Source organism: Marinobacter zhanjiangensis (assembly GCF_014651935.1).
Classification (GTDB): domain Bacteria; phylum Pseudomonadota; class Gammaproteobacteria; order Pseudomonadales; family Oleiphilaceae; genus Marinobacter; species Marinobacter zhanjiangensis.
On sequence record NZ_BMXV01000004.1, the window covers coordinates 68,260 to 90,684 of the forward strand.

14 protein-coding genes are annotated in these 22,425 nt (G+C 61.4%); 12 read left to right on the forward strand and 2 right to left on the reverse strand.

Annotated elements, in window-relative coordinates; all coding sequences use genetic code 11:
* The first annotated feature begins 27 nt into the window (after positions 1–27).
* The 11 genes from tssC to IE079_RS09455 all read left to right on the forward strand — a co-directional run bounded on the left by tssC (position 28) and on the right by IE079_RS09455 (position 16,587).
* Complete coding sequence (gene tssC, locus IE079_RS09405) at positions 28–1,566, forward strand: type VI secretion system contractile sheath large subunit (RefSeq protein ID WP_189575747.1); 1,539 nt, start codon at positions 28–30, stop codon at positions 1,564–1,566.
* Between the two features lie 108 nt (positions 1,567–1,674).
* Positions 1,675–2,499 carry a type VI secretion system accessory protein TagJ gene (locus tag IE079_RS09410; protein ID WP_189575748.1) on the forward strand — a complete coding sequence of 275 codons (825 nt, stop codon included), beginning with the start codon at positions 1,675–1,677 and terminating at the stop codon, positions 2,497–2,499.
* Positions 2,496–2,945: a type VI secretion system baseplate subunit TssE gene (gene tssE / locus IE079_RS09415; protein WP_189575749.1), complete on the forward strand. Its 450-nt coding sequence runs from the start codon at positions 2,496–2,498 to the stop codon at positions 2,943–2,945. Before IE079_RS09410 ends, tssE begins: the two co-directional genes overlap by 4 nt.
* On the forward strand, positions 2,945–4,759 hold the full coding sequence (tssF, locus tag IE079_RS09420) for a type VI secretion system baseplate subunit TssF (RefSeq protein WP_189575750.1): 1,815 nt from the start codon (positions 2,945–2,947) through the stop codon (positions 4,757–4,759). The genes tssE and tssF overlap by 1 nt, the downstream gene beginning before the upstream one ends.
* Positions 4,756–5,724 (forward strand): type VI secretion system baseplate subunit TssG, encoded by a 969-nt coding sequence (gene tssG / locus IE079_RS09425; protein ID WP_189575751.1) that lies wholly within the window; start codon positions 4,756–4,758, stop codon positions 5,722–5,724. The genes tssF and tssG overlap by 4 nt, the downstream gene beginning before the upstream one ends.
* A 14-nt stretch (positions 5,725–5,738) precedes the next feature.
* Positions 5,739–8,363 (forward strand): type VI secretion system ATPase TssH, encoded by a 2,625-nt coding sequence (gene tssH / locus IE079_RS09430; RefSeq protein ID WP_227712450.1) that lies wholly within the window; start codon positions 5,739–5,741, stop codon positions 8,361–8,363.
* A gap of 61 nt (positions 8,364–8,424) precedes the next feature.
* Positions 8,425–8,904: an Hcp family type VI secretion system effector gene (locus IE079_RS09435; RefSeq protein ID WP_189575754.1), complete on the forward strand. Its 480-nt coding sequence runs from the start codon at positions 8,425–8,427 to the stop codon at positions 8,902–8,904.
* Between the two features lie 78 nt (positions 8,905–8,982).
* The gene (locus IE079_RS09440) at positions 8,983–10,785 is read left to right on the forward strand and encodes a type VI secretion system Vgr family protein (RefSeq protein WP_189575756.1); all 1,803 of its coding nucleotides are present in this window, start codon (positions 8,983–8,985) and stop codon (positions 10,783–10,785) included.
* Between the two features lie 14 nt (positions 10,786–10,799).
* Entirely contained in the window at positions 10,800–11,777 is a 978-nt protein-coding gene (locus IE079_RS09445; protein ID WP_227712424.1) for a hypothetical protein, read from the forward strand.
* Positions 11,762–12,541, forward strand: coding sequence for a hypothetical protein (locus IE079_RS09450; RefSeq protein ID WP_189575760.1), 780 nt, complete (start codon positions 11,762–11,764; stop codon positions 12,539–12,541). The genes IE079_RS09445 and IE079_RS09450 overlap by 16 nt, the downstream gene beginning before the upstream one ends.
* A 410-nt stretch (positions 12,542–12,951) precedes the next feature.
* Complete coding sequence (locus IE079_RS09455; protein ID WP_189575762.1) at positions 12,952–16,587, forward strand: DUF6531 domain-containing protein; 3,636 nt, start codon at positions 12,952–12,954, stop codon at positions 16,585–16,587.
* Between the two features lie 1,204 nt (positions 16,588–17,791).
* On the opposite strand, the gene IE079_RS09460 is transcribed toward IE079_RS09455, so the two are convergent.
* Together IE079_RS09460 and IE079_RS09465 are read right to left on the reverse strand one after the other, a co-directional pair.
* Complete coding sequence (locus tag IE079_RS09460; RefSeq protein ID WP_189575764.1) at positions 17,792–20,542, reverse strand: mechanosensitive ion channel domain-containing protein; 2,751 nt, start codon at positions 20,540–20,542, stop codon at positions 17,792–17,794.
* 175 nt (positions 20,543–20,717) lie between these two features.
* Positions 20,718–21,821, reverse strand: a complete 1,104-nt coding sequence (locus tag IE079_RS09465; RefSeq protein WP_189575766.1) for an enoyl-CoA hydratase/isomerase family protein — start codon at positions 21,819–21,821, stop codon at positions 20,718–20,720.
* Between the two features lie 268 nt (positions 21,822–22,089).
* On the opposite strand from IE079_RS09465, the gene IE079_RS09470 reads away from it, so the two are divergent.
* The gene (locus IE079_RS09470; protein WP_189576339.1) at positions 22,090–22,392 is read left to right on the forward strand and encodes a c-type cytochrome; all 303 of its coding nucleotides are present in this window, start codon (positions 22,090–22,092) and stop codon (positions 22,390–22,392) included.
* Positions 22,393–22,425: the final 33 nt, after the last annotated feature.

The following is a 22,425-nucleotide window of genomic DNA, read 5'->3' on the forward strand; positions in this document are numbered from 1 at the left end:
GGACAGAACCCGTGTGGAGGATCAGGAATGAACGATAAGCAGGGATGCTTTATGGGCGCAGCGCTGAGCTTCGTTGACAAGGACTATCTCGATCGTCAGCCACCGGCGGAGGCCCAGGTCCTGCCCGACCGTGGCTTTGCCGAGCGGCTGGTGGCCGAGGCCGACGACCTGCAGGCACTGCTGCTGTTGCTGGGTCGTACAGACCCGGAAAAGCAGTGGACCCGGTCGGATATCACGGCGCTGCTGGCCGGCATGCTGGTGCGGCTCGACCGTCTGCTCAACGAGCAACTCAATGCCATCCTTCATCATCCGGAGTTCCGGGCCCTGGAGGCCAACTGGCGCGGCTTGCTGCTGCTGGCCGACCAGGTGGTGGAAAGCGACAACGAAGGCCTGGTGAGGGTACGCGTTCTGGACCTGAGCTGGAAAATGCTGCGCAAGGACCTGACCCGGTCTATCGAATTCGATCATTCCCGGTTGTTTGCCAAGATCTATTCCGAGGAATTCGGCAATCCCGGCGGCGAGCCCTTTGGCCTGTTGCTGGGTGCCTACACCATCAGTCACCGCACCGAGGGTGGCCAGTCCAACATGGACATTCTCAAGGAGCTGTCCCGGGTGGGGGCTGCCGCTTTTGCCCCGGTGATTGTCAACGCTGATCCCAGTTTCTTCGGTGTCGACCACTTTGCCGATCTGACCGCTGTCAGCGAGCTGGAAAGTCATTTCAGCCAGCCCGAACTGGTGAAGTGGCGGGCGCTCCGGCAGGAGGAAGACGCCCGTTTCCTGGGAATCACCATGCCGCGGATGATGATGCGGCCGCCGCATCTGGGGCCGGGGCAGGGCATCGAGGGTTTCCGGTTCCGGGAATCCGGCAGCAACGCGGCGCGGGACTACCTCTGGGGGCCGGCCTGTTTCGGCTTTGGCACGGTGGCCATCCGCGCCTTTTGTGAATCCGGGTGGTTTGCCCAGATACGGGGCTACCGCCCGGAAAGAGTGGCCCACGGGGTGGTGGACAACCTGCCATCGATACAGAAGAGCACGGAAACCGGTGCGCTCTTCCCTAGCCGTAACGCCGTGGACTGGCAGATCACCGACCGCATGGAGCGGGCCCTGGCGGACGAGGGCTTCGTGCCCCTGGCGCCACTGGCCAACACCGAGATGCTGACCTTCCACTCGGTACCATCGGTGCAGGAGCCGGCCACCTATGGCAAGCCTGCGGCGGATATGAGCGCGCGGCTGTCCGCGATGTTGCACTACACCCTGTGCGTGTCCCGCTTTGCCCATTACCTGAAGGTGATGGGGCGCGACCGGGTTGGCGGCTACCGCACGCCGGAAGATTGTGAGGAGCAGCTGCGCAAGTGGCTGCGCTCCTACACCATGGCCAGCGAAGGGGCATCGGATGAAATGCGGGCACGTTTCCCGTTGCGGGACGCCCAGGTCTCGGTCAAGGCCCGTGTCGGCGACCCGGGCAAGTTCTACTCGGTGATCCGTTTGCAGCCCCATTTCCAGATAGATCAACTGGTCACCGGCATGAAGCTGATCACCGAGCTGACACCGGTTAACCGGATATAAAGTACCGGCCTGCTTCGGCAAGCCATGCAATCGGGACGCTGGATGAAAGCGCCGGATGAAAGGACAACCTACTGGCCGGCAAGCGGCCATGGAAGAAGGAAACAGAGAATGGATGCGATCAGGGAACTGCTGTCTTCAGGCCAACTGGACGAGGCCATTACCCACGCCCAGAACACACTCCGCAAAGACCCTTCAGCCACTGACATGCGCGCCTGCCTGATCGAACTGCTGTGCCTGGATGGTCAGCTGGAGCGGGCCGACGACATGTTGATGTCACTGGCCAGACACCAGCCCGACTGGCTGGCCGGTGCCGCCAACATGCGCCAGCTGATGCGGGCCCAGCATGCCCGTCTGGCCCTGGCCGAAGGTAAGCTGGCTGACGACGTGGTCGCTACCGAAGGTGAGCAACTGGAAGCCCTGCTGGCGGTCAACCTGAACCTGTTGGAGGGCGATCCCGGGGCGGCGTCCGAGGCAGCCAATGGTCTGGAGGCGGGCCGCACCGATACCCGCTACCGCGTTGGTGAGCAGGAAGGGGATTTCCGCGATTGCGATGACAGCCTGGCCGGTTTTTTCGAGGGGCTGGGTACCGACGGTCACTACTATCTGTGGCTGTGGAGCGATATCCGGGAAGTGGAGTTCCACGCCGCTTCCTCTCCGGTGGAGCTGATCTGGCGCCGTGCCAGTGTCACGCTCAAGGATGGCCGCCAGGGCGAAGTGTTCGTACCCCTGACCTACCTGCGCAGCCAGACTGCCAGCCAGAAACTGGGCCGGGAAACCGACTGGGAGGAACACGAGGGCGGCCTGGTGACCGGTCTTGGCCTGAAGATGTTCCTGCTGGGTGACGAGGCCGTCACCCTGGAAAGTGTACGACGACTGGAATGCTGCGACGAACCGGAAACGACTGAAACCGCCGCCGCAGAGGCCAACGAATGAACACCAAGCTCCAGATGAGTCTGCTTGACCGGCTGGCGGAAGGGGACGACAGCCGTCCGACCCTTGCCCGTATCCGTCAGGCCGTGCGGCGGGATCTGGAGTGCCTGCTTAATGCCCGCCGCTCCTGGCTGCCGCTGGAGCAGGGAGGGAAGGAATTGCAGACCTCGGTGCTGGGCTACGGCCTGCCGGATTTCACGGTGATGGATCTGGGCACGGAAGACGGTCGCCAGTGGCTCTGCGACGAGGTGCGCGACACCATCAGCCGGTTCGAGCCGCGGCTGACCCGGATCCAGGTCACCATGCGAGACGCGGACACCCCGCTGGACCGACAGTTACGGCTGCGTATCGACGCTGTCCTGCTGGTGGACCCGGTACCCGAGCCGGTGTCATTTGATTCGGAAGTTGAGCCGGTCACCCTGGCGGTGACCCTTCAGGAGTGTGCCTGATGAGTGAAGAGCTTCTTCAGTACTACAACCGTGAGCTGGCCTACCTGCGCCGCCAGGGAGCCGAGTTCGCCCGTGCCTACCCGAAAGTGGCAGGCCGGTTGCGGGTGAGTGACGAAGCCGTTGAAGACCCCCATGTGTCGCGCTTGCTTGAGGGTGTTGCCTTCCTGACGTCCCAGATTCGTCAGCGCCTGGACGGACATTTTCCGGAGCTGACCGATATCCTGATGGGCAGCCTGTACCCGGATTACCAGGCCCCCATTCCGTCCATGACGGTGTTGCAGCTGACGGCCTCCCGGGCCCAGACCCATTGTTCGCTGCTTACCGAAGGTCAGGCATTCGAGACCCGGGTGGAAAAGATGCCGGACTGCGAGTTTCGTGCCCCCGGCGAGCACTACATCGCCCCGGTCACCGTGGAAAGTGCCGACTTCCAGAACGCTCCTTTTGATGCCCCCCGGCCACTGGGCTCGGAAGGTGCCCAGAGCGTTATCACACTGCGCCTGTCCGCGCCGACACCGTTCAGTGAAATCGACCTGCCATGGCTGAGATTTTTCCTCCATGGTCAGGCACACCTGAGCAATGAGCTTTACGACCTGATCCATCGCACCGGGCTGGGTGTTGCCGTCTCGCCGGTGAGCGATCGGCGTCAGCTGACCTTCCTGCCGGCCAACCGCATTCGCCCGGTGGGTTTCGATGACAATGAAGCCCTGGTGCCTTACAGCAAGCGCAGCATGGAAGGTTATCGGCTGCTGACGGAATTCTTCCTGTTTCCGGAGAAGTTCCTGTTCACCCAGCTTGACCGAATGACCGGTTGCTGGCCGGAGTCGAAGGAAATCGACATTACCTTCTATCTGTCGGAAACCTCCTCCGAGCTGGAGAAGAGCTTCCAGGCTGAGCACATGCGGCTGTGGTGCCTGCCGGTGGTCAACCTGTTCGAGGAGACCCTGGAGCCCTCGCCGCTGGACGATACCCGTCACGAACACCGGCTGGTGTCTCGCTACCGCAAGACGGATGCCTTCGAGGTGGTCAGCGTGGCGTCCGTGTCACTGGTGAACAGCGGCAAGATCCGCGAAATGGCACCCTATTACGGCCTTGGTCACCCCCGTTGGCAGACCGACCTGGATCTGTTCTGGCACCTGCAGCGGCGCCCGGCGGACTGGGTCGGCGGACAGATGGAACCGGGTACGGAAACCATCCTGAGCCTGGTAGACAATCGTTACGAGAACCGTGACCTGGACGCCATTCCGGATGACGAGGCGCTGGTCATCAAGGCCCGCTGTTGTAACCGCAACGTGCCGGACCGTCTGCCCTTCGGCGGTGGTGATCCGACCTTCAAGGCGGTTTCCGAACCCCTGATCGACAAGGCGGTGGCCCTGCTGGCCCCTACCTCCACGGTGAGGCCGGAGTTGGAGGGCGCCAGCCGGTGGCAGTTTATCCGCCACCTGAACCTGGAGTACTTCACCGGTGACGATGCGTGCGAGCGGCTGAAGGCTGTGTTGCAGCTGTACGATTTCCGCCAGACTCCGGAATCCCGGGCCATGGTGGAAGGCATCGAAAAGGTCGATGTACGCCGGGTCGCCGCCCGGGTCGGCAAGGGCGTTCGTAGTGGCCTGACCCAGGGCACGGAGTTCCGGATTACTTTTTCCCGGCCCCGGTATGCCGGCACCAGCATCTACCTGTTCTCGGCGGTACTGGACCGGTTCCTGGCCCAGTTCGCCCAGCTCAACAGCTTTACCCGGCTGCGCATTCGCCTCAGTGGGCACAGCCGTGACTACCACGCCTGGCCGGCCCGGGCCGGCGAGAGGGAGCTGGTATGAAGCAGCCCCTGGGAACCTTCTTCCGCGAGGTCTGGCGTACCGAGCGTCAGCTGCCGGGTGAGAAGGCCGGCTACCACCGCGTAGGCCATGACGGCTGGCCGGAGCGGGAACTGGTGCGGTTCCGGTCGAGCCAGCACATGGGCTTTGCGGGTCAGGATGTAGTCGAGCGCAGGGTGAACCGCCTGTCCAACGGCCTGCAGCAGGCGGAACTGACGGTAGACACCATGGGGCTGACCGGTGCCCGTGGTGCGCTGCCGGCCCACTACTCGGAAATGGTGCTGGCGCAACTGAAGCAGAAGTCGCCGGCGATGCGGGACTTTTTCGACCTGTTCAATCACCGGCTGTTGTCGCTGTACTACCGCAGCTGGGAAAAGACCCAGCCGTCGGTCCACCAGGAGCGCCAGGGCGAGGATGACTTCACCAACATACTCAAGGCCCTGACCGGCAGCGAACAACAATGGGAAATCTGGTACGGCGGCGTCATGTCCCGGGGCGCGCGCTCCGCCGCCACGCTACGGGCCGTGCTGTCGGATGTATCGGACATGCCGGTGGCCGTGCGTACCCTGCAGGGCGGCTGGGTCAGAGTGGCACCGGAAGATCAGAGCCGGCTGCCCTCCAGGCGGGACCCGGAAGGGCAGTATGCCCGGCTGGGGGATGCCATGCTGGGCAGCCGCGTCTGGATGGCGGACCGGGGCGCCGACGTGGTGTTCTATCCCGGTAACCGCCAGCAGGTAAGGGATGTATTACCCAAGGGTCGCTGCAGTGCCGCGATCGCCCGCATGGCTCACCGGCTGGTGGGTGGCCAGACCCGGGTGCGTTACCTGCTGGTAGCGGGTGCCCGCGATCTGACCGGCACCAGACTCGGTCAGCAGGGCCGACTGGGGGCCGACAGTTTCATAGCCGCAGGGCCGACCTCTGACCAGCAGGTGGAAGTCAGCTTCAAGCCAAGCCAAGGAAAGGAATAAGTGCGATGTCTTCAATGACACTGAAGTCACTGGTAGAGAAAATGAACGACAGCACCCGTCAGGCCCTGGAAGGCGCCGTCGGGCAATGTTTCCAGCGGACCCACCACACCGTGGAGACCGAACACCTGCTGAAAGCCCTGCTGAAGGCCCGGGATCAGGACCTGGTAGGCGTGCTGGAGCACTTCGGCCTGAGCCTGGACCGCCTGGAAGACCAACTGAACGAGGGTCTGGAGAGCTTTCGCACCGGCAGTGGCGCCACACCGAGCCTGTCACCACGGCTGGTGGACCTGCTGCGCCAGTGCTGGCTGGACACCTCCATCGAATTCGGTGAGCCCGCCATGCGCGGCGCCACTTTGCTGTACACCCTGCTGAACGACCCGGCCATGGCGGCGCTGGCAACACGCCACGCCCGTGAACTGGAGCGCCTGGACCCGCAGCAGCTGCTGTCCAACTGGGCGGAGCTACGGGAGAAGCTGGGTGGCAGTGAAACACCCGAGCCCCGTCGTCCAGCAGGCCGGGGCAAGGAAGAGCACCTGTCCCAGTTCACCATTGATCTTACCGGTCAGGCCCGTGACGGCAAGCTGGACCCGGTGCTGGGGCGTGACGACGAAATCCGCCAGATGATCGACATCCTCACCCGCCGCCGCCAGAACAACCCGATCCTCACCGGTGAAGCCGGCGTCGGCAAGACCGCCGTGGTCGAGGGACTGGCCCAGCGCATCGCCGATGGTGCCGTGCCGGACGCCCTGAAGAAGGCCCGGTTGCTGACCCTGGACCTGGCCCTGCTGCAGGCCGGCGCCGGCGTGAAGGGCGAGTTCGAGAACCGCCTGAAGGGGGTGATCGAAGAGGTAAAGAACTCCATCGATCCGGTGATCCTGTTTATCGACGAGGCCCACAACATGGTGGGTGCCGGTGGCCAGGCCGGGCAGAACGATGCTGCCAACCTGCTCAAGCCGGCCCTGGCTCGTGGTGAGCTGCGCACCATTGCCGCTACTACCTGGGCCGAATACAAGAAGTTTTTCGAGAAGGACGCCGCGCTGACCCGTCGCTTCCAGGTCGTCAAGGTGGACGAACCCTCCGAGGACACCGCTATCCAGATCCTGCGGGGCCTGGCCCCCACTCTGGAGAAGCACCACGGCGTCATTATTACCGATGAGGCAGTAGGCACGGCGGTACGTATGTCCATGCGCTTCCTGGCCGGTCGCCAGCTGCCGGACAAGGCCGTGGCCCTGCTGGATACCTGTTGCGCTCGCGTGGCCATGAGTCAGGCCAGTATGCCGACGCTGCTGGAAAAGGCCCGTGCCGAACTGGCCGCCCTGGAACTGGAGGATGAAATCCTCGCCCGGGAAAGCCGCACCGGTGCCGATCACAGCCGCCGCCTGGAAGAGCTGGCCAGCCGCCGCCAGCAGGCGGAGGAAAAGGTCGAGCGCCTGGAGAAAATCTGGCAGACCGAGCAGACCCTGGTGGCCTCCGCCTCCGAGTTGGGGGGCAGGCTCAGCGAGGAAGCGAACGATGAGCTGCGCGCCGAGCTGAATGAACTGCGTTCCCAGCTGGCCGAGCGTGAGCAGCCCATGGTGCACTGGCAGGTGGACAGCCAGCTGGTCTCCGAAGTGCTGTCCGACTGGACCGGTATCCCCATGGGGCGCATGCAGGCGGATGAGGTGGCCGGCATCCTCAAGCTTGACCAGAACCTGAAAACCCGGGTGAAGGGCCAGGACCATGCCCTGGACGATATCGCCGAGACCATCCGTGTGGCCCGGGCCGACCTGGCCGACGAGAAGAAACCCCTGGGCGTGTTTCTGCTGGTGGGCCCCAGTGGCGTCGGCAAGACCGAAACCGCCCTGGCCCTGGCCGAACAGGTCTATGGCAGCGAGTCCAACCTCACCGTGATCAACATGTCCGAGTTCAAGGAGGAGCACAAGGTCTCCCAGCTGGTGGGTTCGCCCCCCGGTTACGTCGGCTACGGCGAGGGCGGCGTGCTCACCGAGGCGGTCCGCCGCAAGCCCTACAGCGTGATCCTGCTGGACGAAATGGAAAAGGCCCATCCGGGCGTACAGGACATCTTCTACCAGGTGTTCGACAAGGGCTCCCTGCGGGATGGCGAAGGCCAGGACGTGGACTTCCGCAACACCGTGATCCTGATGACCTCCAACGCGGGTTCCGGGCAAATCGCCGACCTGTATGCGGACGAAATGACCGCACCGGAAGACCCCAAGACCCTGAAAGTGGCCATCTGGGACCAGCTGCTGGAGATCTTCAAGCCGGCCTTCCTGGGGCGTACCACCGTGCTGCCCTACCGGCCCCTGGGCCGGGACCAGCTGGCGGAGATTACCCGCCTGCAACTGGAGCGCATCAACCAGCGCCTGCTGCGTCATCACGATGTGGCTCTGGGCTACGACGATGGGGTGGTGGATGCCGTGGTGGAGCGTTGCACCGAAGCCAGCTCAGGCGCCCGCAATATCCAGCAGATCCTGCACAGGGATGTGCTGCCCGCAGCGTCCAGGAAGATTCTGGAATGCCTGGCGGATGAAACACCGATTACGGCGGTGGATATCACTGTGGCCGACGGCGACCTGCAGGTGGCTGTCAGCACACAGGAGGCATCCGCACGCCAGACCGAATCCATGGACGGCGCTTGAGCGACGGCCAGGATGACCATGTCCTTGTTACAGGACGTACGACAAAACTAAGGAGATACACATGCAAGCGAATACCTATCTGGACTACGAAGGCATTTCTGGTGAAGCCACTGCTAGCCAGTACAAAGACATGATCACCGTGCTCTCCATGGACTTCAACGTTCATCGGGAAATCTCGGCCTACACCGGTACCGCGATGGATCGCGAAGCCTCTGCAACCCGCCTGGGCGATATCACTATCACCAAGCTGCAGGACAACGCGTCTCCTGACCTGTTCCGTGAAGCCACCATCGGCAAGGGCCGCAAGGCGACGTTCTTCATCACCAAGCAGGGTGACGAGATCGAAGAGATCATGAAGATCGAGCTGACCGATGCCATGATTTCCAACTACAGCCTGTCTGTACAGGGTGATCGTCCCACCGAGTGCATCACCATCTCGTACACCGAGCTGACCATGACGGCCAGCCCGAGCAACGACAAGAACGACATCACCCAGCCGAAGGTATACGGCTACAGCGGTGTCAAGGGCCAGAAGCTCTGATCACAGGGTTCTCTGTCTCCGGGAGGGCGCCTTCGGGCGCCCTCCTTTCCCGATTCATTCAGGATGGCGTGGACGTTCATGAGCAAGGAAACTCAGCATCATTTTCTCAAGATTCACAGCTCGCTGGGCGAGGATGAACTGATCCTCGAAAGGCTATCGGTCAGCGAGGGCATGTCGCGGCTGTTCCAGATCGAGGTTGGCTTCACCGCGAATCAGCGGATCAGGAACATGAAGCAGCACATCGGCGAGGAGGTGGTTATCGGTCTCGCCATGAGTGATAAGCTGGGATCCCGGGAACGCTACTTCCACGGCCATTTTCTCGACATCAGCGAGCTGGGCAAACCCATGCACAACAAGGACGGGCAGCGCTACAAGGCGCGGATTGTCCCCCGTGCCTGGTCCGCCACCAGCCGCACCAATTGCCGCATATTCCAGGACAAGACCGCCCTGGACATTGTTGAAATCCTGTTGGGCGAGCATGACGTTGCCCACCGCAAGGTACTCAACGGCGCGCTTTATACGCACCGTTACTACGTTCAGTACAATGAGTCTGACTGGGAATTTATCAGTCGTGTGCTGGCCAACGAAGGCCTGACCTTTTTCTTCGAGCACACCGACAGCGCGCACACCATGGTGATTACCGACAGTGACACGGCCTTCCAGCCGGCACTGGAAAACCAGGTAGTGTTTACCTCGCGCAATATCGGCTCCGCCCGTATTTCCCACTGGGAGCGGGGCTACCGTGCCATGTCCGACCAGATGATGGAGCATGGCTTTGACTTTACCCGCCCCGACGATCGGGTTGTGACCCGAAGCCGGGAAAAGGTACCTGGCGACCTGTTCGGTGAGCGGGAAGTGTTTGAATACCATGGCGAGGACCGTCCCCTCAAAGACAAGGCCAACCTGACCAGGAAACACCTGCAGGCCCTGGCCATGGAAGCGGAAACCCTGGACGCCATTTCCACCTATCGTTCCTTCGGGGCGGGAATGACCTTCAGCTTCCAGTCCCATGAAGACGGTCCCCAGGACCCCAATGATTTCCTGATTACCGATATTCTTATCCAGGCGGAAGTCCCCCTGAACGCTGATAACCAGCCGTCGATGGATAGTGTGGCCTACCACAATGAATTCCTGTGCCGGCCCGCCAATCAGCCCTATGTGCCGGCTCGCATCCCCAAGCCCGTGATGCCGGGCCTGCAGACCGCGACCGTGACCTGCGCCGCGGGTGAAGAAATTCACGTGGACGAGCATGGCCGGGTCAAGGTGCAGTTCCACTGGGACCGGGAAGGCCGGTACGACCAGAAAAGTTCCTGCTGGATCCGCGTGGCCCAGTCCTGGGCCGGCGAGCGCTGGGGGGCCCAGTTCATTCCCCGGGTGGGGCAGGAAGTGCTGGTGGAGTTCGTCAATGGCGATCCCGACCAGCCGTTGATTACCGGTTCGGTCTATAACGGCAAGAACCAGATGCCCTATGACCCGGAGTCACAGAAAAACATCTCCGGCATCAAATCCCGCTCTACTACCAAAGGTGGCGGGTCCAATTACAACGAGATCAGCTTTGACGACACCCTGGGCAGCGAATGGCTGAGAGTCCACGCCGAGAAGGACCACGAGCTGACCGTGGAGAACAACCAGACCGACGACGTGGGCGTCGATCGCACCACCACCATCGGCAATGACGACACGGTGGATGTGGGCAACAACCAGACCGTCACCGTTGGCAAGAATATTGTGATCGATGCCGGTGACAGCATCACCATCAAAACCGGAGCTGCCTCTATCACCATGAGCAGTTCCGGACAGATCGACATCGAAGGTAGCGCCGTTAATGTCAAAGGTTCGTCGGTCATTAACCTCAAGGCGCCGAAGATTAACCTGAACTGACGGCAGCAGCGATGATGCAACAGACGCTCGACGAACTCGTCGCCACCCGGCGCGCACTGCTGACCAGTGATGACGCCTCCCTTGAGCAATTGCGCCAGATCGATCGGCGCCTGCTGACCCGGGCCGAGCGGGGAGACCCGGCTTCACCCCTGCCGGAGAAACTGGCGGAAGGCAGTCTGCTGCCGCTGGCGTCGCTGCCCGTGGACGAGGCCACGCTGTGGCTGGAGATCGCCCTGTCCATTGGCGGCGTCCGGGTAAGACCGGCGCTGGATGCCCTGGCGAGAGAGCCAGGCGGCGAAGCGCTGAGCTGGTGGCTGGTGGCCAACTATCCGCACCTGGCGGTGGCCCGGGATTTCCCTCGGTCACCGGAACTGCAGGTGCTGGCGGCCCGCGCCTGGTGGCGCCGAGGGCAGGCCGACAAATTGCCACAGCCCTGGAAAGACTGGGCTCTGGTGCTGGACGGGCGCAACGAGCTGTCAAAGTCGCTGGTGGAAGCCCTGTGGGAACGGCTGCCGGCCGATGCGGAGACCGGAGGGTTCGCCAGTTGGAAGGACTGGTTCTACCCGCTGATGGTGGGCGCTCATGACGAATGGCAGCTGTGGATGGTCAACTGGTTGCTGGCGGAGGTGGATACCCCAACCACGGTGGAAGCCATGGGTATCAGCTGCGCCCGCCGGTTCCTGTCCTGGCTGGAGGCCATTGGTGCCGGTACAGGCCTGGACGGCAACGAGCAAGTGGCGAATGCCGCCGGGCGGGAGCTGCGCTGGCTGAAGGGCGACCATAATGGCCGTCAACCGGAGCCATCCCCCTTTGGCTACCAGTGCTGGGGCGAAATCCTGAGGGACGGCCACGGGGTGGCCCCGGCCAGTTGGCAAAAACGGTTCCGTGCCTTGCCGATGGGTTTTCGTGAACGTTGCTGGTACTGGAGTGGCCGGCAGATTAACGGGGCCCCCTGGTCGTTATTCGGAGGCCAGTGGTGCGTTGGCGGCTGACCCGGGCCGAAGGTGTCCTGGCCGGTACTCCCCTGGACGAGATTCTGGATAACGGCGGGGTGCTGACCGGTGCCCCGGCAGACGTCCCCGGGCACGATGATCACGCCCGGGCGCAGGCCTGGCTGGAGCAACAGTTCCGAGGTTACCTGGACAGCGACCGCCCGACCTGGGTCATCCTGCCGGACCGGGAAAGAAGCCAACGCCATCTCTGGCAGGATCTGGCGGCAGGACAGGTGGAAGTGGGTTTCGGCCGTGCCGGTGTCACCCTCGCCCTGAATCAGATTAACCGCCTGCAGGCGCCCGCCACCCTGGCGGCCATTGACCGTATGCCCGGCTCGCAACCGCAGGCAGTGGTGGAAAGCCGGATGCGGGTAGATCTGGAGCCGGAGGAGGTCGGGCTGGGCCTGACGCTGAGTCTGGTGGATGGGCGACTGGACGGAGATATCGACCTGACCAGCCTGATGGTGAAGGGCCGGGCCGTGGCGCCCGCGCCGGAAGTGCTGTTCCTGCCGGGCACGGGCAGCGATGGCAGCCTGGACAGGCTAATGCTCAGTCTGGCCGCGATGGGCGACTGGGTGGGCAAGGATGTGCGCTGGGAACTTGCCGAGGCACGGATCGGGCCCCTGGGCACTGTGGGCAGTCTGTTCAACTGGTACTGGCTGCACGAAGGCTTCCGGCTGGGCGACTGGCAGGGGCCAGTGGTCATTATGGATATGGATACGAGCCCGCTGGTGGGACTATCGGTGGTGGACTACAAAGCATAAGGATGGCAGGAAACGTGTTGCTCAACTTCCGATCGAAGACCGGAGACTTTTACAAGATTGGCCCGCCCCGGAGTCGCCCGGGCGGGATTGCCCAGTTGACCCTTTCCGACGCTGCTGCATACGAAGAGTGGCTCAACAGAACCTTCCGGAAAACCTACCAGGATCAACGTCAGGATTGGAAGGCACTGGATACCCGGCAACAGGAAGCTTGTGCCATAGCCGAACCTGCGGACCGGGTTTTCCCGAGAATTGCCAAAGCACTGGCAGAGGGAGAGCTGGTCGTTTTGTTCAGACCTGCCGAACCTGCCGAGCAAACTGTTGGAGTTTCCGGTTCTGCCGCAGCACAGCCGCGCGTCACCCAGTCTGATTCGCAAACGTCGACCGACACGGGTGGCGGCCCGTCCGAAACGATGATCGCCGTCAATCTGACCAATCCCGACATTGACGACCTTGAATGTCAGGGTGACCCGGTGGCTCCTTCTACTGGCGAGGAAATCCTTGAAGTTACAGATTTTGAGGTAAACGCACCAATGCCGCTGAAGTGGAGCCGGATCTACCGCTCAGGCAACTGCAACCGCGACCTGGGCTTTGGCGCCGGCTGGAGCGTGGACTGCCTGCGCTACATCTGGGTGGAGGAAGAGGGCGTTGGCGTACTGGATCATCAGGGCCGCGTTGTCCACTTCAATGCCCTGTCTCCGGGGGAAATGGGCATCCAGGTCAGCGCCGGCATGCGACTGGAGTACAAGCGCGACAGCCGCATGATACTCACCGAGAGGGACGGCACCGCCTGGCGCTTCGCCACCACCGACAACCACCTGTGGCATCCGGTCTCGGTACAGAACCTGCGTGGCCAGCAATGGCGCTTCCAGTATGACCGGGACCACCGCCTGGACCGTATCGAAGTCGCCCCGGAGCGCTATCTTCAACTCCAATGGACGAAATCCGCCCCTCAGGCCAGAGTCCGTCTCAGCAAGATACTGCTGTGCCAGGAGGAGCACCGCTCGGTACTCGCCACCTATGACTACAGCGAGGAAGGCGACCTGATCGCCAGCGACAGCCACCATGGCCGCGAGACCTACCAGTATCAGGGTCACCTGCTGACACGACGCGAACTGCCCACAGGCTACGGTTTCAGTTTCCGCTGGCAGGGCCAGGGCCCGGCCGCCCGCTGCCTGCACAGCCGGGGCGACGACGGCCACCACGAGTTCCGGTTCGACTACCAGCCGGACAAGTACCAGACCGCTGTCACCGACGCCTTCGGCAACACCCAGGTGTTTCACTACGACAACCAGGGCCGCATCACCGCCCGCCAGGAGCCGGACGGCGCCACCTGCCAGTGGGCCTACGACGAGCAAAGTGGCCTGCTGGTGGCCTATCGTTTACCGGACGGTCGCACGACGCAATATGGCTACGACGCCTGGGGCCGCAAGGTCATCGAACAGCTGCCGGATGGCCGGCAACATCGCTGGCACTACAATGTCATGGGCTTTTGCACCGGTGAACAGACCCCGGATGGCCTGGTCACCCGACGCCGGTTCGACAGCGTCGGTCGCCTGCTCAGCGAAGAACGCCCCGACGGCAGCCAGTGGCGCTACCAGTACGATGCCAATGGCTGGATGACGCAGGCCACCAGCGAGACCGGCGAAGTCCGCCGGATCGGCTACAGCCCCAATGGCGAGGTGCTGGCCGACGAGCGCCAGGGCAACCTCCACCGCTATGCCTTTGATTCACAGGGCCGTGTCGCCGGCTACCTGCAACAGGACCTGGTTACCGAGTACGACTACGACGGCGCCAAACTCCTCGCCGTCCACCAGTACCCGGAACAGGCCCCGGAGCACCGCCGCAGCCGCCAGTTCGGCTACAACGACGCTGGCCTGCTCACCACCTACACCAACGCCGTGGGCGACACCCACCGCTACGACTATGCCCAGCTGGCCCGCCCCATTGCCTATCGCCGCCCGGATGGCCACAGCGTGGGCTACGACTATGACCTGGAAGAACGCCTGACCCGCGTCACCCGGGCCGACGGCAACCAGTGGCAGCTGGGCTGGAATGCTCGGGGCAAGGTCGACCGCTGCCAGGCCCCGGACGGCCGTGATATCCACTTCCACTACAACGAAGTAGGCGAGATCATCCGCCGGGAACACCCGGATGTGTGGGTACAGAACGTGGAGCGGGACAAAGGCGGCCGCGTTACCACCCAGACCAGCCAGGGCCGAGACCGCGCCCCGGTCACACGGCACTACCAGTACGACAGGTTCGGTCGCCGCACCCACGCCAGCTGCGCCGACCGCCGCGTGCGTTGGAGCTGGAACACCAAAGGCCAGGTCACCGAACACCACCAGGACCAGCACGCCACAAGCTACACCTGGACCACCGGCGGCCACCTGGAAACCATCACCCTGCCGGATGGCACTGAAGTCCGCTACCACTACGACAAGCATGGCAACTGGACCCAACTGGATATCAATGGCCAACCCGCCATCCGCCGCACCCTGGACAACCAGGGCAGGGAAACCGAACGCCAGGCGGGCAACAACAAACAGACCCAGATCCACGACCGCTACGGCTGCCTGATCAAACGTCGCTGGCAGGGCAAGACCCCAGCTACAAGACGCTACCGCTGGGATGCGGAATCCCGGGTGGAAGCCGTTATCGACAGCCAGAGTGGTGAGACGTACTACGAGCGTGACGCCCAGGGCCAGCTCATTAAAGAAAACGACACCACTTACCACTACGACCTGGGCGGCAACCGAGTCCCGGAAGGCGGCAAGGTTGAAAACGACCGCTTGCTCGAAACCAGCGACGACAAACGGGAATACGACACCCTGGGTGCCGAAATACGGGTCATCGGTAAGACGACAGAAAACCGTAAGTTCGACGCCGAAGGCCAGCTCATTGAAGTCAAAAAGCCTGGTGTCCATGTGACCTATGGCTATGACGCCCTGGGCAGACGGGCCTGGCGCAAGAATGAAGCCGGTACTACCACCTACCTGTGGCACAACGACGTCCTGATAGGCGAACAGAACCCGGAAGGGCAGTGGCAGTGGTACATCCGTGATCCGAAAACCGATGAACCCTTACTCACGCTGATCGACAGCGAGGCCCACTACTACGAGCTGGACTGGCGGATGATGCCGATTCGGTTGTGGGACAAAGATGGCGAGCGGGTCTGGCAGGCGAATGCCGATGCTTGGGGGCACTGCCAGCCTGAGACGCCCCAGGGCTATGTCCACCAGCCGATTCGGTTGCCGGGGCAGTTTGAGGATGAGTTTACGGAGATCGTTCAGAATCGGTTCAGGGAGTATGGCCCGGGTACAGGACGTTATCTCACCAGCGACCCACTGGGAATCGCCGGGGGGATTAACAACTATCGTTACACACCTAACCCCATTGATTATCTTGACCCTTTAGGGTTGAAAAGTTGCATGTCGGAAGGGGTGGCTCCTGCCCTTGCCGCGGCGATGGAGATAGCTCCTGTACAGGAGCACGTTCCTGCCGGCCAAGAGGTACCTCACATCGCTCTCGAGGCAGAGGGATACAAGGAACCTTCTTTCTGGGGGTTCGTTCGAGAAGAAGGTTTGGACGTCCTAATGCGCACATTTCAGTCCGTCGGGGGCGCAGGCCAAGTAATTCTCGGAGGGGTGATATGTTACGGCTCAGGAGGCTTGGGCTGCGTTGCTGGGGCTGCTATAGGTGCAAAAGGTGTAGATAATTTTCAAGCTGGCATTCGCGGGACAGAGGCTGTAGCGCAACAAGCCCTCGTTCACGTCACAGGTAGTGAAAAAGTTGGAACTCTACTGAATGCTGGGACGGACTTAGGAACTTCCGTGTTCGGCTTAACCAGGTCTGTTCCGAAAATTGGCGCACTAGGTAATCCTGAGAGAACTTTATTTAGACGAGACAAAGCGATGCACGAAGCTGCATTCAATCAGGCTTCTGATACTGGCTTGGCGGTTGAGGGGGTTTCGAGTGCCCTCACCGGCTATGGGGCAGTGGGAGGCGAAAATGGGACAGAAAAGTCTGTTGAAGGTGGTAAAAATTGAGTGCCGTCGTATTATTTCTTTATTTATTGGTTTTGCGCCTTGTTATTTTGATTTTGAATCGTCGTGCTTTGTCAGCCGTCAAAGGTGCGAGGTTGATGATTATTATTGTTGTTGTATTCGGGTGCGCCGTCCCTTTCATTATAATGGAAGAGGGTCTTTTGGAGAAGACGTCGACTAACTTGATATTGTCTGGATTTTCCGTATTTTATTTTTCATTTATTATTGGGCGGTTGCGTAGGGAGTGATGGGATACTGGTTTCGTGAGTTAGTCTAGACAGGATGGGCAATTCTCGAACAGGCATTAAAAGGACAGAGGTTGGGCCAAGTGTCGGTAGCGATTTCAAGAGTGATTGCAAAGGTATATTGAGATAGGTTGCGCGCACTATGCATGACGCTATGTTGTTTTTATTTTTTGGGCTGTTGTCTTTTCTTTTGTTTTTTGTTTATAAATATTTCTTGACTATCGGAGATGTGGCTCGGTTGCTTGAGAGTGAAGATTCCGAAAGCGCTGATGCCGAGTTTCGTAATGTGAGTAGCGTTTCTTTGCTAATCAATTTAAATTTCCTGGGTTCTTTGTATACAAGATCTTATGCTGACAAAAGAAAGAATAGCGATAGGTATATTTCTGCGATGAATAATGCAAGGAGGTTCTTGATCGTTCAGTATCCCCTGGCAATCGTCGTTTTTGCATTGCCAATTATATCCAGCATGATTTGGGGTTAGTTTGCTAGAACAAGTATGCTCAGATGTACTGAAACTTTGCTCTGCAGTATTTACTCAGCTGGCGATCGGAGAAATTTCGGTTGAGCGGAATATCCTGGGTTGGCGATTTTAAGGGATTTGAGTGGAATAGGCGCTACCGATATGTTGTGGAGGTAGGCGGAGGCATAAAACTTCAAGGACAAGCATAACAAAAGATAGGCGATGAATGAGATCTCATGTTTCATAACGGCCTGATCCGACCTGTACCCCGCAGCGCACAGATATTCATGGGAATTATCTGCATTCTGACCGGTTCGGTGCTCCTGCTTTCGGCGCCTCGGTGTTTGCTACGGCCTGTTTTACATTGGCTCGCAGGCGTAAGGAGGCTCGATCACGTTCCTGGTAATGCGTGCGGTATCAGATCACTGTCCCCTGGCCCCGCCAAAACGAGAAACCAAAGCCTGCGGCAATGGCTGAGCCGGTACATTCCGGCAACAGCCAGTCAGGACTGATCCCCGGGCGCTTCCGGATTCCACGGTGCGGGGGAGGTGCGGATATGAATATCCCGCTGCGGGAAGGGGATCTGGATGCCGGCGTCGCGCAGCGAATTGGTGATGGCGGAGTGCAGCTCATGGGAAAGCGGCATGAATTCCAGCAGATCCTTGATGAAGACGCGTACCTCGAAATCAACACTGCTGTCACCAAAGCCCACGCAGAAGACCGCCGGCGCGGGATCGTGCAATACCTTGTCGTTGTTTATGGCCACGTCGTGGAGCAGGTCACGTACCGTGTCCACATCGGAGCCGTAAGCCACCCCCACCCGGATGATGACCCGGTTGATGGGGTCGGACAGGGTCCAGTTGGTCAGGTCTTCGGTGACAAAGGTCTTGTTGGGGATGATCTGTTCCTTGCGGTCCCAATCCACCAGGGTGGTGGCGCGGATACGGATGCGGGACACGGTGCCGGTAGTACCGCCAATGGAGACGGTGTCGCCCACCCGGATCGGGCGTTCGAACAGCAGGATGATGCCGGAGACGAAGTTGGCGACGATTTCCTGCAGACCAAACCCCAGGCCAACACCCAGGGCGGCGACCAGCCATTGCAACTTCGACCACTGCAGGCCGATAGCCGCCAGGGCGGCGGCGATACCGATGAAGACAATGACGTAAGTGGCCATGGTGGTGATGGCATAACCCGTGCCGGGTTCCAGGTTCATCCGGCTGAGCACCATCACCTCCAGAGTGCCCGGCAGGTTGCGGGCCGCAACGATGGTGCCGGCGCTGAACAGCAGCGCCATCATCAGGTCGCCCAGGGTCGTGGGCGTCGCCTCGTCGCCCCATAGCGTGACATTATCGAACACCTGCAGCGCCGGTATGACCTCGGCCCAGAACATCCACAGCACGGACGCGGCCAGGGCGACCGCCAGAATCTTCAGCAAGGTTTCGCTCTGCTGGCTGATGTCCTTCAGGTTCATTTCCGGCATGTCCAGGGACACGGGCACCCCTTCGCCGGAAGACTCCGCGGCTTCCCGGGCTTCCGCCAGCCGGCGTTGGGCGGCACGTTGCTCGCGCAGGCGTTCCAGGGTCAGGCGGCGCTCCCGGACTGCGAGGGCCCGCAAAGCCATGTAATAGAGCAGGATGACAAAGGCCAGCCAGCTAACGCTGATGAAAATCAGTCCTTCCAGCCGCAAGGCGGTGTAGTGATAGCCCCACAGGGAAGCCACCGCCAGTAACAGAGGGGTGACCACGGCCAGAATGTGAACACCCTTGAGCAGGCGCTGTCCGGCATGATGGAGCCGCACTGCGGCCATCACCCGGTGGGCGAACAGGGCCAGGGCCAGGGAGGCGAGAATAAACAATACCCGGCCCAGACTGTCGTTGAAGGGGGAGCCCATGGGGGTGTCCAGCGGCGCCATGATGATGCTGACGGGTATCAGCACGGCTAGCAGTAGCGGAATATTGCGGCGGATGGCCCTGAGCGTGTCCGCGTTCCAGCGGAAGTGGCGTTCCCCCAGCCCATCCTTGCGCGCCACCGAATGCAGGGTGCGCAGCAGGAGCGTCACAAAGGCCGCACCGGACAGGCCAGAGGCCAGGGCGGCGATGAAGGCATTGCCTTCCCTGAGCAGCAGGGCGCCGATCGACAACGCCAGCACGCCGGGCAGTGACAGCAGAAGGGTAAACACCGCCGCCGCCAGCGTGTGGAATGCCCGGTCCTGGCCTACGTTACCCACGTGTTTGCCGGAACCCACCAGTGCCTGACGAGTGGCCTTCCGCTTTACCAGCAGCAGGGCAAGCACGATGGCTATCAGAAGAATGCGTAACCCCCGCTCGGAGGTGGAGCGTTTGACGGCTTCGACCAGTGCCGGCCACTCGAACCCGGACAGGAACCAGGCCGCGCTCTGGTACAGGTTACCGAACATATTGATGGTCACGGGGTCGGTGCTGGGTAGCCAGAACAGGCGCTGCTGGAGCAGTTCCTGGTAGGCATAGAAGCGCTCCTGCAGCTGGATAACGGTGCTGTAGTAGTCGTTCAGGATCTGGATGTGCTCGGTCACGGCGGAGTGCAGTTGCTCGATCAGGTCGAGGCGTTTCTGGTTCATCTGGCCCCGGGCAGTGACCTCAGGCGAAGTGATGGCTCCATATTCCTCAAGGCGCAGCTGTTCTTCCCGGGCCGCTGAAAGCTGCTCGGCGATGCCTCGCGTCAGCCCCGCCGCGATGGTCTGGCTCTCCAGCCGGTCCAGGCGCTGGCGTAACAGGCGGGCGTATTCGGCGGTCAGGTTCAGGCCGGCCTTCTCCAGGCGTAGCTCGAAACTCTGGTATTCGTTGTTGAGGCGCTTCAGCAGGGTCTCCGCCTGGGTCAGTCGCCGGCGGCTGGTCTCCAGTGCTGCCAGGCGCTGATCGAGAGCGTCCCGTAGTACCTGGATCTGCTGTCGGATGTCTGCCGTTTCGGCGCCGGGCAGCCGGCTTTCAACGGGCGCTGGAGTCTCACTGTCGAGGTCCGGCTGCACCGGGTTGGGGGATGGCTCGGGTGGCGGGGGTTCTGCGACGGTATCTTCGCCATTGTCCCCTGGGGTGGACGGGTCCCGGGAGGTGTCGTCCTGGTTCTGCGATGGTTCCTGCTCGCTGGTACTGGCGGACGATGGCAAAAGGTCGGTCAGTGTCTGGGTATGGCCCTCGGGAATCAGGGCCAGGCAGAGCACCACAAGGAGCGGAACCAGATGGTGGTGGAAAGCTGATACCAGTCGCGGGGTCATCGGCGCAAACGCATCCTTTGCCAGTCTCGGTTAACAGGTCGCCGTGTGCTCCTGGTCTTTGCCGGGTGACTCGCCAGGGTAACCGGGGCGTTCAGTGTAGCGCATTTGGCCGGAGGCAAAGGGGTTGGTCGGATAATACCGCCGCGCCTGTCCGGCTGCTTTGCTTCCGTGAGCGCTACAGGTCGCCCAGCGGGTCTTCCTGTTCTGTCCATGGGGTGTCGAAATGGCGCTCGATATAGTCCTCAGGTACCTCTGCAAGTAACTTGTGGGACCAGTCGGGTGCCTGGTCCTGGTCAATCATCCGGGCGCGGATGCCTTCCCGAAGATCCGGAAGGGCGACGCAGTGGGCGACCATCACCAGTTCCATGCGGAAGATGTCCTTGAGGGACATCTGCAGGCCATGGCGCAGCTGTCCCTCGAGAAGCCACAGGGATACCGGGCAGGCGCTGCGCAACCGGTCGATGCAGGCCGTCCACCAGTCATTGCCGGCCGGGCTCTCCAGTAGCCGGCCCACCACCCTGGGCAGTTCATCGCGGCGACACAGGCGTGCAATATCCTGCTCGTAACGGGCCAGTTCGCTGTCCGGAAGGCGGGCACTGGGTGCCTCTTCAACCTGGTTCAGCAGCCGGAACAGGCGATTGTCGTCGGCGGCGATTTCGCCACTCCAGTACTGGTCGGTAATACGGCCAATCAGATCGTCCGGTTGCCGGTGTTCGACAACCCGGTCCGCCAGCCCCACCCGCATGGCGTCGCTGGCGTTAAGGCGAGCGCCGGTCAGACCCATGAACAGGCCGATGCTGCCCGGCAGGCGGTTGAGGAACCAGCTGGCGCCGGCGTCGGGAAACAGCCCTATGCTGGTCTCGGGCATGGCCATCAAGGTGTCCGGGGTGATCAGGCGATAGCGGCTGGCCTGCAGCAGCCCCATGCCGCCGCCCATGGTTATGCCGTGGGCCAGGGTAATGACCGGTTTCGGAAAGGTGTGCAGGGTGTAATCCACCCGGTATTCCGGGGCGAATAACTCCGTAACAGGGTCGACACGGGAATCATCCTTTAATGCCCCGTAGAGTTCACGCAGGTCAGCACCGGCTGAAAAGGCCCGGTCGCCATTGGCGCTGATCAGCACCAGGCAGACAGAGTCGTCGTCCGCCCAGGTGTCCAGTTGCTTCTGAAGCGCCCGTAACAGGGCCGGGGACAGGGCATTCAGGGTATCCGGAGAGTCCAGCGTGATAATGCCGAGGGTGCCGCTGCGGCAGGGGATTTCCCGGGTCTGAATGCTCATGCTGTCTGTTCGATCCTTTTCCGGTGGCGGAGGCTCAGTAAATTAACGAATTGCCTGGTCGGCATCCAGGCCCTACAGTACGGGTGTCAATGTACCAGATATGGGGCAAGCCAAGGAAAAGCAGTGATGGGGACCAAAGTCGTAAGGCGGAGGTCGAAAATCGCTCTTGATTTGTCTCAAGCACCGTTCTCACGCATTGTGTTATAAATAAAGAAAATCACGGGAGAGACCTATGAGCTTTGGAAAACTGATCTTTGCAGGTGTATTGATGACCGGTATGGCCGCATCCGGCATGGCGACTGCCGCTGGTGATGTGGAGGCGGGCAAGAAAAAGGCAGGGGTTTGCGCGGCCTGTCATGGCCAGAATGGTATTGCCCAGATTCCGGGTTACCCCAATCTGGCAGGCCAGAACGAAGCCTATCTTGTCTCTTCGTTGAAGGCGTACAAGAACAAGCAGCGCAGTGGTGGTCAGGCGCCTGTCATGCAGGGTCAGGCAGCCGGCCTCAGCGATGAGGATATTGCCAACCTGGCGGCCTACTATGCCAGTCTGCCGGCAGATGGCGGCAAATAACCGTCTGCTGAGGTAAAAAGAAAAACCGGCCAC

Excerpts from the sequence above, each read along its gene's own strand:
- tssC (WP_189575747.1), top strand. The coding sequence starts at position 28 with ATGAACGATAAGCAGGGATGCTTTATGGGCGCAGCGCTGAGCTTCGTT.
- IE079_RS09410 (WP_189575748.1), top strand. The coding sequence starts at position 1,675 with ATGGATGCGATCAGGGAACTGCTGTCTTCAGGCCAACTGGACGAGGCC.
- tssE (WP_189575749.1), top strand. The coding sequence starts at position 2,496 with ATGAACACCAAGCTCCAGATGAGTCTGCTTGACCGGCTGGCGGAAGGG.
- tssF (WP_189575750.1), top strand. The coding sequence starts at position 2,945 with ATGAGTGAAGAGCTTCTTCAGTACTACAACCGTGAGCTGGCCTACCTG.
- tssG (WP_189575751.1), top strand. The coding sequence starts at position 4,756 with ATGAAGCAGCCCCTGGGAACCTTCTTCCGCGAGGTCTGGCGTACCGAG.
- tssH (WP_227712450.1), top strand. The coding sequence starts at position 5,739 with ATGACACTGAAGTCACTGGTAGAGAAAATGAACGACAGCACCCGTCAG.
- IE079_RS09435 (WP_189575754.1), top strand. The coding sequence starts at position 8,425 with ATGCAAGCGAATACCTATCTGGACTACGAAGGCATTTCTGGTGAAGCC.
- IE079_RS09440 (WP_189575756.1), top strand. The coding sequence starts at position 8,983 with ATGAGCAAGGAAACTCAGCATCATTTTCTCAAGATTCACAGCTCGCTG.
- IE079_RS09445 (WP_227712424.1), top strand. The coding sequence starts at position 10,800 with ATGCAACAGACGCTCGACGAACTCGTCGCCACCCGGCGCGCACTGCTG.
- IE079_RS09455 (WP_189575762.1), top strand. The coding sequence starts at position 12,952 with ATGATCGCCGTCAATCTGACCAATCCCGACATTGACGACCTTGAATGT.
- IE079_RS09460 (WP_189575764.1), bottom strand. The coding sequence starts at position 20,542 with ATGACCCCGCGACTGGTATCAGCTTTCCACCACCATCTGGTTCCGCTC.
- IE079_RS09465 (WP_189575766.1), bottom strand. The coding sequence starts at position 21,821 with ATGAGCATTCAGACCCGGGAAATCCCCTGCCGCAGCGGCACCCTCGGC.
- IE079_RS09470 (WP_189576339.1), top strand. The coding sequence starts at position 22,090 with ATGACCGGTATGGCCGCATCCGGCATGGCGACTGCCGCTGGTGATGTG.